General features: G+C 66.0%; 11 protein-coding genes. 5 read left to right on the top strand and 6 right to left on the bottom strand.

The window, feature by feature from the left end; genetic code table 11:
• Positions 1 to 47: 47 nt before the first annotated feature.
• The 3 genes from ACFVYC_RS20110 to ACFVYC_RS20120 all read right to left on the bottom strand — a co-directional run bounded on the left by ACFVYC_RS20110 (position 48) and on the right by ACFVYC_RS20120 (position 3,650).
• Positions 48 to 1,049 carry a bile acid:sodium symporter family protein gene (locus tag ACFVYC_RS20110; RefSeq protein ID WP_387553589.1) on the bottom strand — a complete coding sequence of 334 codons (1,002 nt, stop codon included), beginning with the start codon at positions 1,047 to 1,049 and terminating at the stop codon, positions 48 to 50.
• Positions 1,050 to 1,165: 116 nt separating this feature from the next.
• On the bottom strand, positions 1,166 to 2,749 hold the full coding sequence (locus ACFVYC_RS20115) for a nitrilase-related carbon-nitrogen hydrolase (RefSeq protein WP_387553591.1): 1,584 nt from the start codon (positions 2,747 to 2,749) through the stop codon (positions 1,166 to 1,168).
• A 184-nt stretch (positions 2,750 to 2,933) separates the two neighbouring features.
• Positions 2,934 to 3,650 carry a DUF4386 domain-containing protein gene (locus ACFVYC_RS20120; RefSeq protein WP_387553593.1) on the bottom strand — a complete coding sequence of 239 codons (717 nt, stop codon included), beginning with the start codon at positions 3,648 to 3,650 and terminating at the stop codon, positions 2,934 to 2,936.
• Between the two features lie 90 nt (positions 3,651 to 3,740).
• On the opposite strand from ACFVYC_RS20120, the gene ACFVYC_RS20125 reads away from it, so the two are divergent.
• The gene (locus ACFVYC_RS20125) at positions 3,741 to 4,430 is read left to right on the top strand and encodes a TetR/AcrR family transcriptional regulator (protein WP_387553595.1); all 690 of its coding nucleotides are present in this window, start codon (positions 3,741 to 3,743) and stop codon (positions 4,428 to 4,430) included.
• Here the strand turns inward: ACFVYC_RS20125 and ACFVYC_RS20130 are convergent.
• Entirely contained in the window at positions 4,427 to 5,122 is a 696-nt protein-coding gene (locus tag ACFVYC_RS20130) for a DUF2306 domain-containing protein (protein WP_387553597.1), read from the bottom strand. The genes ACFVYC_RS20125 and ACFVYC_RS20130 overlap by 4 nt on opposite strands.
• Before the next feature lie 290 nt (positions 5,123 to 5,412).
• On the opposite strand from ACFVYC_RS20130, the gene ACFVYC_RS20135 reads away from it, so the two are divergent.
• The 4 genes from ACFVYC_RS20135 to ACFVYC_RS20150 all read left to right on the top strand — a co-directional run bounded on the left by ACFVYC_RS20135 (position 5,413) and on the right by ACFVYC_RS20150 (position 10,347).
• Positions 5,413 to 6,756 carry a GntP family permease gene (locus ACFVYC_RS20135; protein ID WP_387553599.1) on the top strand — a complete coding sequence of 448 codons (1,344 nt, stop codon included), beginning with the start codon at positions 5,413 to 5,415 and terminating at the stop codon, positions 6,754 to 6,756.
• 53 nt (positions 6,757 to 6,809) lie between these two features.
• Entirely contained in the window at positions 6,810 to 7,436 is a 627-nt protein-coding gene (locus ACFVYC_RS20140; RefSeq protein ID WP_387553601.1) for an MBL fold metallo-hydrolase, read from the top strand.
• 154 nt (positions 7,437 to 7,590) lie between these two features.
• Positions 7,591 to 9,834: an MBL fold metallo-hydrolase gene (locus ACFVYC_RS20145; RefSeq protein WP_387553602.1), complete on the top strand. Its 2,244-nt coding sequence runs from the start codon at positions 7,591 to 7,593 to the stop codon at positions 9,832 to 9,834.
• Positions 9,835 to 10,026: 192 nt separating this feature from the next.
• Positions 10,027 to 10,347 carry a GYD domain-containing protein gene (locus tag ACFVYC_RS20150; protein ID WP_387553604.1) on the top strand — a complete coding sequence of 107 codons (321 nt, stop codon included), beginning with the start codon at positions 10,027 to 10,029 and terminating at the stop codon, positions 10,345 to 10,347.
• Between the two features lie 76 nt (positions 10,348 to 10,423).
• Here ACFVYC_RS20150 and ACFVYC_RS20155 read toward each other — a convergent pair whose 3' ends face one another.
• Complete coding sequence (locus ACFVYC_RS20155; protein WP_387553606.1) at positions 10,424 to 12,403, bottom strand: PEP-utilizing enzyme; 1,980 nt, start codon at positions 12,401 to 12,403, stop codon at positions 10,424 to 10,426.
• Positions 12,404 to 12,454: 51 nt separating this feature from the next.
• Positions 12,455 to 13,105, bottom strand: coding sequence for a PEP/pyruvate-binding domain-containing protein (locus ACFVYC_RS20160; RefSeq protein WP_387553608.1), 651 nt, complete (start codon positions 13,103 to 13,105; stop codon positions 12,455 to 12,457).
• Between the last annotated feature and the right edge of the window lie 250 nt (positions 13,106 to 13,355).

Below are 13,355 nucleotides of genomic sequence, written 5' to 3' on the forward strand. Positions count from 1 at the left end.
TCCGCTGTTGTACGTGCGCGGGCGGTTCGGGCCAAGCGCCCTTACGCCTACTCCGTGACGGCCGCCGGCACCGGCTCATTGCCATGGAGAGCAGGAGCGCTGCGGCGGCGCCAGTAAGCAGTCAGAACTGCACCGGACACGTTGTGCCAGACTGAGAAGATGGCGCCAGGCAGGGCCGCTTCGGGAGTCAGGTACTGCCGTGCCAGCCCTGCTGCAAGTCCTGAATTCTGCATGCCCACTTCGATGGCAGTGGTACGCCTGGAAGGAATGGGCAGCCGGCACAACCGTGCCGCTGCGTAACCGAGCGCATAGCCCAGGCCGTTGTGCAGAATGACGGCCGCGAGTACCAGCAGGCCTGCTGCGAAGATCGCCTTGGCGCTGCCGGCTACCACCGCAACCACAACCATGGTGATGGCGAGGACCGAAACCCACGGAAGGGCGGGGAGCGCCTTGTCCACGAGGCGGGGCAGGAAGAGCCGGACAACAAGTCCCAGCAGCACAGGGAACAGCACAATCTGGACAATGGACCACGCCATCGAACCGGCGTCTACCGGCATGTACTGACCGGCCAGCCACAATGCAAGCACCGGTGTCAGCAGGGGAGCGATCAGGGTGGAGACGGAGGTCATGGCCACAGACAGGGCGACGTCACCCTTGGCCAGGTAGGACACCACGTTGGAAGCGGTTCCGCCGGGGCAGCAGCCCACCAGGATGACGCCGGCGGCCAGGGCCGGCGGCAGCCCCAGCGCCGCCGCGACCAGCCAGCCCAGGAACGGCATGATGGCGTACTGCGCTACGACTCCGATCACCACCGGGATGGGGCGCTTGGCGATGACGGCGAAGTCAGGGGGCGTGAGGGTCAACCCCATGCCAAACATGATGACGCCCAGAAGGGGATTGATCCAGGGTGCCAGCCCGGTGAAAGCGGTTGGCGCGGCAAGCGCAATGGCGCCCCCAGCGAGGATAAGAATGGGAAACAGCGTTACGGCAACGCGCGCGCTGCGTTCTTCGGCGGCGGATGCCGTGGAAGGTTCAGATAAGGGAGACATACCTACCGGATTATCACAGTGAGCGAGATGTCGCGGAATCAGCGCGAGTTGATGACGCAACAGCGGAAATTGCGCCTGGGACGGCGGCGCTGAGCGGCATTGCTGCGGCCGGCTCGTCAGTGGTCCCCGCGGTGTCGTCCTGGCCGGAAGGCTGCGGCGGCGAGGACAAGGGTTCCCGCGGCACTGGCCCAGGCGAAGGTGTCACCACCCACCGCGTACCAGGTGCTGGTGCCCTCGGTGGGCACCGATGCCACCAGGGTTTGTCCCACGGCTACGAAGTAGTCGGCTTTGTGGCCCAGGAGACGGCCCTGTGAGTCCGTGGCGAGGGAGATGCCCTGCCGGGTGGGGCGGACCACGGCCGTACCGTTCTCGATGGCCCGGAACGGTGTCTGTTGCGCGTGCCAGGCGGTGATGCTGTCCCAGTCGCTGGAGGGCAGCAGCAGGATGTCCACCCGTGCGGCTCCCGCCTGGCGGACCAGATCGGGGAAGAAGTCGTCCTGGCAGATGATGGTGGCAAGGCGCCCGTACGGCGTCTCGGCGGTCGGGATGATGCCCGGGCCGGGGTCGTGTCCGTCGCCGGGTACCGGCTTGGATTTTAGGTAGTCCCACACCACTGCACCGCCCGGGTCGAGCAGGACGGCGTGGTTCTCGTTCACCGGGCCGCCGTCAGCGGAGCCGCTGGCGGCCAACTGAACGATCATCGAGACCTGCAGGTAAACACCGTGCTCGCGGGCCAGATCCGCAGCCCGGGTGACGACGTCCGACTGGTCCTCCTCCAGCGTCCGTGCCGCCGCCTCCGACCAGGCGACGATCTTCGCGCCGGCCGTGGCCTCCAGCGCCGACCGGCGGAACAGTTCATCGAGCACCGGTGTGAAGTGCTCGTCCCGCACCGCGGCTCGTTCGGCTGGAGGTGCCGCCCTGATGTCCGGCGCGCTGTAGGCCAGCTCGGACAGCTGCCTGTCCGGTGCCAGGGCGGCGACGCGGACGGTTTCCGCGCCCGGTGCACTGAAGGCCAGCCGGGCGCCGCCGAAGAGCAGCGCGGCAACAGTGACGGCCGTGAACAGCCCCACCGGGGACATCACGCCGGAGCCTGACCAGCCTCTCTCCCACACCTCGTTGACCACCGGCGCGAACCAGCTGACCAAAAAGGTCAGTCCCCAGATGCCGGTAACGGACACCAATTGCAGGAGCGGCAGACCGGCGTATTGCGAGTAGGCCGTGCTGCCGGCGGTCCCAAAAGGGTTGCCGATGGTGCCCAGGAATTCAATGGTGGTCACCGCTGCAGGGAACACCAGCGTGCGGGGGATGCCGGCCAGGCGCGGGGCCAGGACACGGTCCACGGCGAACGGCAGCGCACCGCCCAGCCCGAGCGCGGCGACGAAAAGGTAGTAGCCGGGTCCGTCGACCACCGGGAAGAAGCCACCCCGCAGCCCGACGAGCAGCGCACCCGACATTGCCAGTACCAGGACCGGAAACCCCACCAGCAGCCGTTGGCTGCGGGTGAAGCGCAGCAGGAAAACGGGCGCCAGCCAAGCCGTCAACGGGATGAGGGTCTGGAGGTTGGCGAAGGGCAGCAGTGCGGTGCCGACGGCGAGCCAGACCCACGGCCACCGTCCGCGCTGGCGGGACCGGGGCGGGCTTTGCTTGCGGTGGTTCCCGCCAACGTCTGGCGGGACGGTCCCGGCAGCGGGCCTCTTCATGCTGACTCCTCGGGATGGTGTTCTCGGGAATGCGTACGCCGAGTCCCCGTGGGTGGTGGCACACATGATGCCACCGCTTCCGGCATTGCGGAAGGTTCCGCCGAAGGGGACGTGGGAGGCGCGAGCCAGGTGCCGCCGTCGTAAATTACGACGGCGGCACCTGGCCTGGGAGCGTTTCCCTCCATCAGCGCAGGGCGCCTCGCCGCAGGGGGAGCCTGCGGCCTTTGATCAGGAGCCAGAAGATGAAACTCGTTTCGCCGATGATGGCAAACAGGGCGTACACGGGGGTAAATCCCGCCATGAAGATTACCCCGAGCGCGTCCACGATGTATCCCGCGCCGGAGATGAGCAGGAGGACTCCGAAGACTTTGGGGACGAAGGTGGAGCGCAGTTCCAGGTACCCGATCAGGAGGAGATGGAGCCCGAACAGTCCCAGGCTGATGAGCCAGATGGCGCGGAACGATTCGATGGCGTGCAACGCCTGGCCGGGATTCTCCAGCAGGGTGAAGGCGTACGCCAGCTGGGCTGCTGCCACTGCCAGGAGCCCTGAGTACGTGGCGCGCAGCCAGGCCGCGGCCGCGGACAGGTGCCGGTTAACGCCTCTGAACAGTGCGTACCAGGCGGCGGAGACCACTACATCGAGCAGGACGACCAGAAAGATGCATCCGACGCCGGCAAGATAGACCGGGCCCGACTGCGTGATGTCCTGGGCTGTCTTCGCCGCATCTCCGGGGGTGATGAGTGGCACCACTGCGCCGAAGTATCCGGCCGTCATGAGGACCACCATGGCCACCAGACCCAGCCCGGATATCAGGCTCGCGGTGCCGGGGGACCAGCTGCGGAAATCCAGTTGTGAGGTGTTGCGGGAAGCGGTGGTGCCGGTTGCTGGGATAGTGGTCATGATCTTTGCCTTACGTTGTAAGTTTATGATGTAAGCAAGCTACGCCTACGGTGTAAGGTAAGTCAATGGAGCCGGGAGAAAGAGGGGGAAATGCCCGCGAAGAAGATTCAGCGGACTGAGGGCCGGGCGCGTTTGAACCGCGGCAAGGTACTGGAGACTGCCATCAGGCTGGCGGATGAGGGCGGAATCGAGAAGCTTTCCATGCGCCGTCTGGGGGATGAGCTGGGTGTGGAGGCGATGTCGCTGTACAACCACGTTTCGAACAAGGAGGACCTGCTTAACGGGATGATCGATGCCCTTTACGGGGAGATCGATCTGCCGTCCCATGACGATGACTGGAAGACCGCCGTGCGCAAGCGCTCGGAATCGGTGCGGGCAGTCCTGTTGCGCCACCCGTGGGCAAACGGGCTCATGGATTCAGCCACCCAGGCCGGCCCCGGCACGCTGCGCCACCATGACAGAGTGCTCGGGACGTTCCGAAACGGCGGCTTTTCCCTGGCCATGGCGGCCCATGCCTTTTCCGCGCTGGACAGCTACGTGTACGGCTTCGCGAAGCAGGAAAAAGCCCTGCCCTTTGACTCGGGCGAAGAGGCGGCCGCCATGGCCCACGTGATGCTGGCGCAGCTACCGCCCGGCGAGTACCCGTACCTCCATGAACTGATGGCCAAGCATGTCCTTCAGCCGGGGTACAGCTATGCCAATGAGTTCGCGTTCGGGCTGGACCTGGTGCTCGACGCGCTGGAGCGGGCCAGGGATTCAGGACCGGAGCAGAAGGCCTAAGCCGGCTGTATGGAAGGGTGGGGCCTTCGGGCGGACCCGTGTGCGCGGCGGTGAATGAAGAATTCCGCCACCGCCAGGCTGAGGACCCAGGACGCCCCGATCAGGAGCGCCCGGCTCAGTTCGGTCACCGGCCCCACCAGCACGACCCAGGGTATGGTCACCACAACAATGGTTCCCTGGGCGATACCGATGGCGTAGGCGCGGGACATCCACTCGCTGTGCCGGACGTAATTCCGCCGCCGTACCGCGATGAATCCCAGGACGATGAACGCCACCATCGCGGACCCGAAGACCAACCGAAGGATGAGCAGCAGCGTCCCGTCCAGGGGCGGCAGGTCGTAGAAAACGGCCATCCACAAACCGGACAGGGCGGCGAGCAGGCCCAGGGGCGCGAGGATGCGCCCGGCGATCTTGTGCCAGCTTGGCCTGCCGCGTTGGCCCCGGCGCAGTGAGGGAACGAACTGGAACGCGCCCAGCACCAGGTACACGGTGACTGTAGGGATATGGATCAGCACGGGGACAGGCGAATCGAAGAATCGGGCGTTCTCCGGCGTTACCTGGCCTCCGGACAGATCGGCCAGGCGGACAGTCCCGGCGATGATCGGCACGAGGCTGAGGAAGATCAGGGCGGCGGGCACGAGCCACCGGGTCCTGGCGTGCGGGCGGGATCGGGAAGCAGTTGCAGAGGTCATGGGTGTCGCTTCTCTGAAGTGGTGGCTTGTGCCTCGGCACGGACATCGTGGTTCATGCAGGGCTGGCGCTGGGATTCCACGCGTAAATGCCGGAATGACAGTGCCCAGCAGCACCTCTTCGTACGGCGTACGCTCAACCTACTGCACTCGGGTCCGGTAAGCGATACTCGCGTGCAAGCCCGCTACGTAGGGCCCATCGGGACGGATGGTGTTGTAAATACCTGTTTTCTGCGGGAACCCGTTGATGTACGTTGGTCCCAGTTGACTCCCCTTACCGGCAGGAGCGGGCAATGATCGCCCTTCATACCGTGATAGCCATCGTTGTTATCGTCCTGCTCATCATCAAGGTCAAGGTGGACCCGGTGATCGCGCTGATCATCGGCTCGCTCTACCTTGGCCTCGCCACCGGTGTCGGCTTCACGGCGACGATCCTGGCGATCACCACCGGTTTCGGCGAGATCATGGGTGAGGTGGGCCTGCTCATTGGCTTCGGCGTGCTCATCGGGGCGATGCTCCACGCGATGGGCGCCTTCAAGAAGATGGTGTCGATGCTCGTCAACGGTGTCGGCGCGAGGCGCCTTCCGTATGCGCTGACGGCTGCGATGGCCACAATTTTCCCTTCGATCTACGTGGACGTGCAGGTGGTTCTGGCTTCCCCGGTGGCGCGCTCCACCGGGCCCTTCATCGGCCGGACGGGTCTGCCGCACATGGCAGGTGCGCTCGGGACCGGGATCTTCGCCGGCTACGTCTTTGTGCTCCCGGGACTGGCCGCGGTCTCCATCGCGGGCCTGCTGAACATCCCCCTTGGCATCTGGCTGGTCTACGGCCTCGTGCTGGGGCCGTTGACCGCCATCGCCACCACGTTGATCTTCCGGTTGCTGCTGCGGGGCCGGTACTGGGAGGAGGCGAAGGACGAAGAGGTCGATGCAGCGATGGTGGAACTGGAGACCACCGAGCTGGTGGAGGAGGACACCGCCACCCCTCCGCTGTTCGTCTGCCTGCTGCCCATCCTCGTGCCGCTGGTGATGATCGCCTTCGGCGCCTTCGCGGACCTGTTCGGGTTCTCCAACGACTTCATCGCCTTCCTCGGCGACGCCAACTTCGCGCTCTTCGTCGGTTTGCTCGGTGTCTACGTGCTGTGCCGGCGCACCCTGGGCTCGAAGGGCACGGACACGGCCATGGGCGAGGGCTTCCACACCACCGGGGAGATCCTGCTCATCACGGGCATCGGCGGGTCGCTGGGCGCCGTGATCGGGGAGACCGGGCTGGACAGTATCCTGGCCGGCCTCTTCACTGCCGACGCCGAGGCGCCGGTGATCCTCAGCATTTTGCTCGCCTGGCTCATCGCCGCAGTGCTGCACCTGGCCATCGGGTCGGTGTCGGTGGCAGCCATCGCGGCGGCAGGGATCATCGGTCCGGTACTCGGGTCCATCGACGTCCCGCCGATCGTCATTGGCCTCGCTATTGCGTCGGGCGCAATGTTCGCCCTTCAGGTCAACAGCAACTTCTTCTGGATGTTCAAATCGCTTCTCGGGCTGTCGACCCAGGGGACGTTCAAGACGCTGACGATGGTCACCTCGATCGCCTCGCTGGTCTCCCTGCCGATGGTTATGGCAGTGGCGCTCATCCCGTAGGGAAGATGACTGGCAGCACAGATTATGCCAAATTGAGACAGCGGAGGAGCCGTATGTTGGAGCTTGCCCCGGGGGTTCGTCAACTGGCCGGATTTCCGCGTAACAAGATCAATGTCTACGTAGTGGAAGACGTCCTGGTGGACGCAGGCACTGTCGCCGCGAGGCGCCGCATCTTGCGTGAGACGCGTGGCCTCAACCTGCGCGCGACCGTTGTTACTCACGCCCATCCTGACCATTTCGGTTCCTCGCGCGCCGTCTGCACCAAGCTGGATCTACCGCTCTGGGCTGGTGCGCTGGACGCCTCGTCCGTCGAATCGGGCAAGGCAGTGACAGGACCCGGGCGGCTGTCCCGGCTCTTGGGGAAGTACAAAATGGCACCAGGACACAGGGTGGACCGGTTGCTGAAGGAGGGCGACGAAGTTGCCGGCTTCACTGTGCTTGACGTCCCCGGGCACACGCCAGGGCACATCGCCTTGTGGCGTGAAGCGGACAGGGTGCTCATTTGCGGGGACGTTTTCTTCAATCTCCGCCGCCTGGCCCAGCCTCCAGGCATTTTGACCTGGTCGCAGGAGCGGAACAGGGAATCGATGCGCCGCCTCTCAGACCTGCGGCCTCGACTTGTTTTGTTCGGTCACGGCAAACCGGCCACGTACGGCCCGTCAGACCGCATGGCGTTTTGAAGATGCCCGAAGGATATTGCCATTAGGACTGCACCAGGCCCATACCTTTGCCGCATAAAACCATGCCAACGCGGACTTGGACGCGCGTTGTCCCGTGCTTCTATCGTTCCATTCAACGGCGTCCAAGGGAGGACGCCGAACGAAAGGTGCAAGTATGGGTTCCGAGTTCAATCGCCGTTCCTTCTTCAAAGCCAGCGCGACGGCCGTAGGCAGCGGGGGCGTGGCTGCCGCCGCCCTCACCTCAAGTCCAGGCACCGCACAGGCGGCACCAGCCACGCCAGCGAAACCTTTCGTTCCGCTCCAACTGAAGAACGGCGTGGCGTCAGGTTTCGTGATCGGCGCCCCCACGGTCTCTGACCGGGAAAACCACGCTGTGGTCGGGGTGCCGATGCTGTGTGAGGGCGGGCCGCGCCTGGCAGTTACGCAGCCCGTCCGGCCGAGCGCCGCGGAAGAGATCGCAGCGGGCCTGAGCGCCGGGATGCTCGTCGACTTCGTCGTCAAGCAGGGTGAAGTTGTCGTGGGGGATGAGCAACGCGACCCTTTCCACGTGGTGCTGACCAAGAGCGGTACGCCCATTTTCACTACCCAGAAGTATGGTCCGGAGCTGGCACCGCGGAACGGCGGTCCCGGCCAGATGGTCGCTGCCGGCTGGGTGTACAACAAAGCCGCAGGAGCAATCACCATCGGGGACGGCCGTGTGGTCACCGAGGACATAAGCGGACGCCCGTTGCCACAACCGGTCAAGCGGTACGAGGAGACCTATCAGGTGGCCTCCGACGTTGAGGTGTACAGCGTCGACACGATTAACTGGGGTGCTTCCGGCTCCTCGAGCTTCGACGCCATCCCCGTCACCAAGGACTACTCCTACTCCACTACCCAACGTCATGCCGCCTTTGTTGTATTTGACCGTGACCACCGGAAAGTGAAGCAGGCTAAAGTCAGGCAGATCTTCTTTTTCACACCGCACGACGAGTCGGACGGCAAGCCCGTCTGGGACGTGCCCACTCAGAGCGACCTGCTGAGCACCAAAGGCGTCGACCCCGTCTCGGGGAAGCGGTACGTGGACATCGTTGCAACCCGGCCGACCACCGCGGCGTACACCCGAAGCACGGAGCCCTTCGAGATCGTCCCGGGCACCTTCTTCTTCGTCGGCGACAACGAGGTTTCCTGCTACCTGTTCAAGACGAACATGGGGACCCGGAACCCCCAGGACGATCGACTGGTCCTCCTGGACACCGGATGGCCGAACAGCGGATACCAGTACTGGAAGAACATCGAGGCCATGGGCTTCGATCCGCGCGACATCGATGACATCATCATGGCGCACGGTCACCTCGATCATTACGGGGCCACCGTAGAGCTCGTGACGATGATCGAGAACTCGGGCGGAAAGGTCCGGCTCCTCTCGCCCCGCGAAGACATCGCGGGTCTTCCCAGCGACGCGGCCGGTAATGTCTGGAACCTGCCGCCGGCGCTGCCGGCCAGCGAGACGCTTATTCGACAGCGCAGCGAGCCCTTCACCTACGACGAGTGGATGGATTTCGGCAACGTCCGCATGCTGCCGCTGTGGTCGCCCGGCCACACTCCCGGGTCCACCTCCTTCATCTTCGAGGTGGAGAACCCCGAGGACGGCGAACGCCTGATTTTCGGCTACATGGGCGGATACGGCTGGAGCCCCAAAATTGTGTCCCCCACCAACGGATGGCAGCGTCTGGGCTTCGCGTACAACCTTGCCTGGCTGCAGCAGCGCTTCGAGCCTGATTACGTCACCGGGCAGCATGCGAATCAGTTCCCGATCATCGAGATTTACCAGGCACTGAAGGCGTACAACAACGATCCCGCGAACAGCGGCCGGCAACTGAGCATGCTGAAGGCGATGAACCGCGGAGAATGGGTCAACTATCTGGAAAAGCGCTACGCGGTGGCGACCAACGCGGTGGCTGATGACCAGCCGGGTTACCAGAGCATCGAAACATTTGGTCCCTTCAAACCGGGCCGGGAGAACGGCGTCGCGGACGTCCGCGTCCGGCTCGTTGATGGCGGAAAGGTGCTGCACGGCTACGACCGTGCCCTCAACAAGAACCCGCAGATCCCGTTGCTCGAAAATGGCGCCACCATCCTGATCGACAGCTTCGTGCATGACCCGGACGGCTGGTACGTGCAGTTCGAGCTCGACGTACTGGACTCCTACGGCGGCTACCTGCCCGGCGTCGGGCCCGTCGAGTCCATCCGTCCTGAGGTGACCGAGATCCTCCGCACCCAGCGGTTCTCGAGCCGCGAAGAAGCCGAGCTAATAACGAAGTCGGTCGAGGCGGGCAGCACCTACCGCGTCACGCTGACACCCGCCAGCGCCATCGTCATTCCCGACGGCGGAGCACCGGTCTTCAGGGAAGGCTGACGGCAGAAGGAAGGGGGGCTCGGTGGAATTCCGCCGAGCCTCCAAGACATCTTTAGGTACCCCGGGCATATTGACTGCCCGCAGCCTGAGGAATAGCTTCTGCGGTAGCGGGGCGTCTGCCCCGCTTCCACGGAAAAGGGGCCCGGTCCGGGCCACTTCCGCACGGCGAAGGCGCCGGGGAGAGGAAAGACCATGCCGAAGTATCTGTTTGAAGCAACGTACGTGGGCAAAGGAATCCAGGGGCTCATGCAGGAGGGCGGCACCAAACGGCGCGAGGCCCTGTCCGAGGCTTTGAAATCCGTCGGAGGAACGCTGGAAAGCTTTTACTACGCCTTCGGCTACTACGACGTCCTGGGTGTTTTCGAGGCGCCGGACGACGCAAGCGCTGCAGCACTGTCGCTGCTGATCAATTCGAGCGGGAACGTCAACGTCCGCCTGAAACCGCTCCTCACGGTAGAGGACATCGACGAGGCCGCCAAGAAGACGCCGTCCTACCGGGCGCCGGGGCAGTAGGGGACTCTGCCACCTTGGGGAGATGCCGCCGTCGTAATGGACGACGGCGGCCGCTGGCTTGGTGCCAGGCCAGACCTCACCACGCAACGGTTCCGGCGGCCCCGTCCACGGTGATGCGTTGGCCGTCGCGCAGCCGCGTGGTGGCGTCCGCAACACCCACCACGGCGGGGATACCGTACTCGCGGGCCACCACCGCTCCGTGCGACACCACGCCGCCCATCTCCATCACCAAGGCGCCTGCCGTCATAAAAAGCGGCGTCCAGCCGGGGTCAGTGGACGGGGCCACCAGGATTTCCCCCGGTTCCAGGTGGGCGCCCACCGGATCCATAATCACCCTGGCCTTCCCGCTGGCGGTGCCCGCCGAAGCCGGCGTGCCCGTCAGCCGGTCCGCGGCAGCCTCGTGGGGCTTCGCGGCGGCCTCGACGTCTGTGCCGTCCGAGAGCAGAAGGCGCGGAATGCGCCTGCGGCGGAGTTCGACGTCGTACAGTTTCCGGCGGCGGGCCACGATCCCCTTCAGGTCCGCGCCGCGCAGGCCCACGCGCAGTTCCTCGAAGTCCAGGAAGAACACGTCGCCGGCGGCGTCGATGGTTCCGTTCGCTGCAAGTTCGGCGCCGACCTCCAGGAGCTGCCGGTGCATCTCGGCGAGCACCATCACGATGCAGAACTTGGGAAATTCCCGCAGGCCGGCGAGCTGCCGGGTCCGGCGCAGGCACAACGCCACCAGGCGCCCCCGCAACCTGCTCTTTGTTCCGGCGCGCTCCACCAGTTCGCTGATCCGGGCTTCGGCATGGGCGGCGGCCGCGGCGAACGGGCGGTCCGGGGCCTGTCCGGGATCTTCCACCCGGAGGTAGTTCGAAATCATTCCGAGAATGTGATCCGGTTCCTCGGACCACCTGGGCATCCCCAGGTCGATCTCCGCCACGGCCCGGTGGCCGTACTTGGACAGGAACTCCTGCAGCCCGGACCGGGCGGTGCCGGGCAGCGTTCCGGCCCTGTAGCGGGCAGCCAGTTCACCGGGCTTCAGTTCCTTGAACACCCGGCGGGTCTCCGGATCCCCGCCCAGCGACACCGCCAGGTGCCACAGCTCCAGGTCCATGATGGTGGTCACGTTGTGGGGCAGCCCGCGCAGGACCGCCTCAAGTTCACGCGGCCGGGCTATTCCGCGCAGCAGACGGCGGGCCGCGGCCAGCATCAGGTATCCCACGGACGGCGCCGGCAGGGTGCCCTGGATCAGCCCGTTGATGGTGGTGGCCATGATGTCCTCGGTGTGCTGGAGCCGCCTGGCAGCACTGGCCGGCGCGGGGAGGACCAGCCGGGCTGCGAGGCGGTCCTGGTACCGCCGCGCCCTCCGTAGTTCCCGGTCCGGCCAGAGCAGGGCGCGGATCATCGCGGGAATGAGGCCTAGCGTTCGGCCCAGGTTTCCGGCACCATTGCCTCTTGCGCCGCTGCGGGCAGGGGCGGCGCTTCCTTGGCGGCCGGGGCTTTTGCGGGGCTGCCGGGCAACGCTGAACCGCGGGTCCTCCAGGAGGGCGGGGAGGAGGGCGGCGCTCCGTCCGTCCGCGAGCGGCAGCATCCGCGCCAGTGCCTGGCGGTGGGACTTGTTGCGGAGAAGCGGCGTCAGCTCGATGTACATCCGTAGTCCCGGGTTCGTGTATTTCCAGGGCCCGTTGTTACCCCTCATGAGGGCCAGGACGGAAAGCCCCATTGGCGTGATGGGGCGCGTGAGGCCCTGGAGCAGGGTGCCGCACAGGTAGATCCGTGCCTCCGCGCCGGAGGCTGAGCCAACCGTGCTGTCCATGTTTGCCTGCCCGTTGAACGGATCGTCATCCGGCAGCGGGTACAGGGTGGTGATGGGCCGCGACTGGGTCAGCCAGGCCTTGCCGCCGCCGTCGATCACCCACTCCACGTCCTGGGGCGCACCGAAAAGCTGCCGGGCGGCGTCTCCGAGTGCTGTCAGCTCGCGCAGCTGCGGCTCTGTCAGGCTGGGCGCGGGGCCCGGCGGCTGCTGCAGGATCCGGCCCGACGCCGTCTCCACCACGAAATGGTCGGGGTTCACGGCGCCGGACACCACGGCCTGGCCCGGCCCGGGGCTGGCATCAATGACGGTCTAGGTGCGGGTGCCGGTCACCGGATTGGCGGTGAACAGCACACCGGCCGTGCCGGCGGGGACCATTTGCTGAAGGACGACGGCGAGCCCCACCTCGCGGTGGCTGATCCCGTTAGTGGTGCGGTAGGCCACCGCCCGGTCCGTCCAGAGCGAGGCCCAGCAGCGCCGGACGGCCTCGACGACGGCGTCGGCTCCCGTCACGTCTACGAAGGAGTCCTGCTGCCCGGCGAAGCTGGCAAACGGCAGGTCCTCGGCGGTGGCCGAAGACCTCACCGCCACCGGCCCGCTGCCCAGGGCGGCATACGCCTCGCGGACGGCGGCCTCGACGTCTGGCGGTACCGGCGCTGCCGCCACCGCCTCGCGGGCCCGCCGGGCGAGGCGGTTCCGTTCGTCGTCTGGAAGTCCACGATCGCCGTCGGACAGTGCCGCCTTCTCCAGCCTGGTGCCGTCCGGTCCGGCGCCGTCCAGGCGGGCGGTGATGGCGTCCAGCTCCGGGGGCGCGGCCTTCAGGTAGCCGTCTGTGGTCAGGCAGAACCCCGGCGGAACCGGAAAATCCGCGGCGGCAAGCCGGCCAAGGTTGAGGGCCTTGCCGCCCACGGTGGCCAGCGACGCTGACGCCGCTTGGCGGAGGTCAAGCACATACCCGGGCATGACGGCTCCTCGACGGCGGTGGACGCTGATGCCGATCAGGCTAGTCCCGTCGTCGGGCGGCGCACAGGGGAGAAATGCCCTACTTTGGCTGTCGCTGCCAAACTCCGCCAGCAGCCCGGCCGGCAGCAGTGCGAGGACCCAGGATGAACCGGGCAGGGTTCCAGCATCCGCTGTTGCGGTACCCCGGCGGTAGCAGGATGATCGGAAGTGTTGGGCTCCTGCCGGCCAGCCGGGCCGGAAGTACGACGGC

The sequence above is a fragment of the Pseudarthrobacter sp. NPDC058329 genome, assembly GCF_042879835.1.
Classification (GTDB): Bacteria; Actinomycetota; Actinomycetes; order Actinomycetales; family Micrococcaceae; genus Arthrobacter.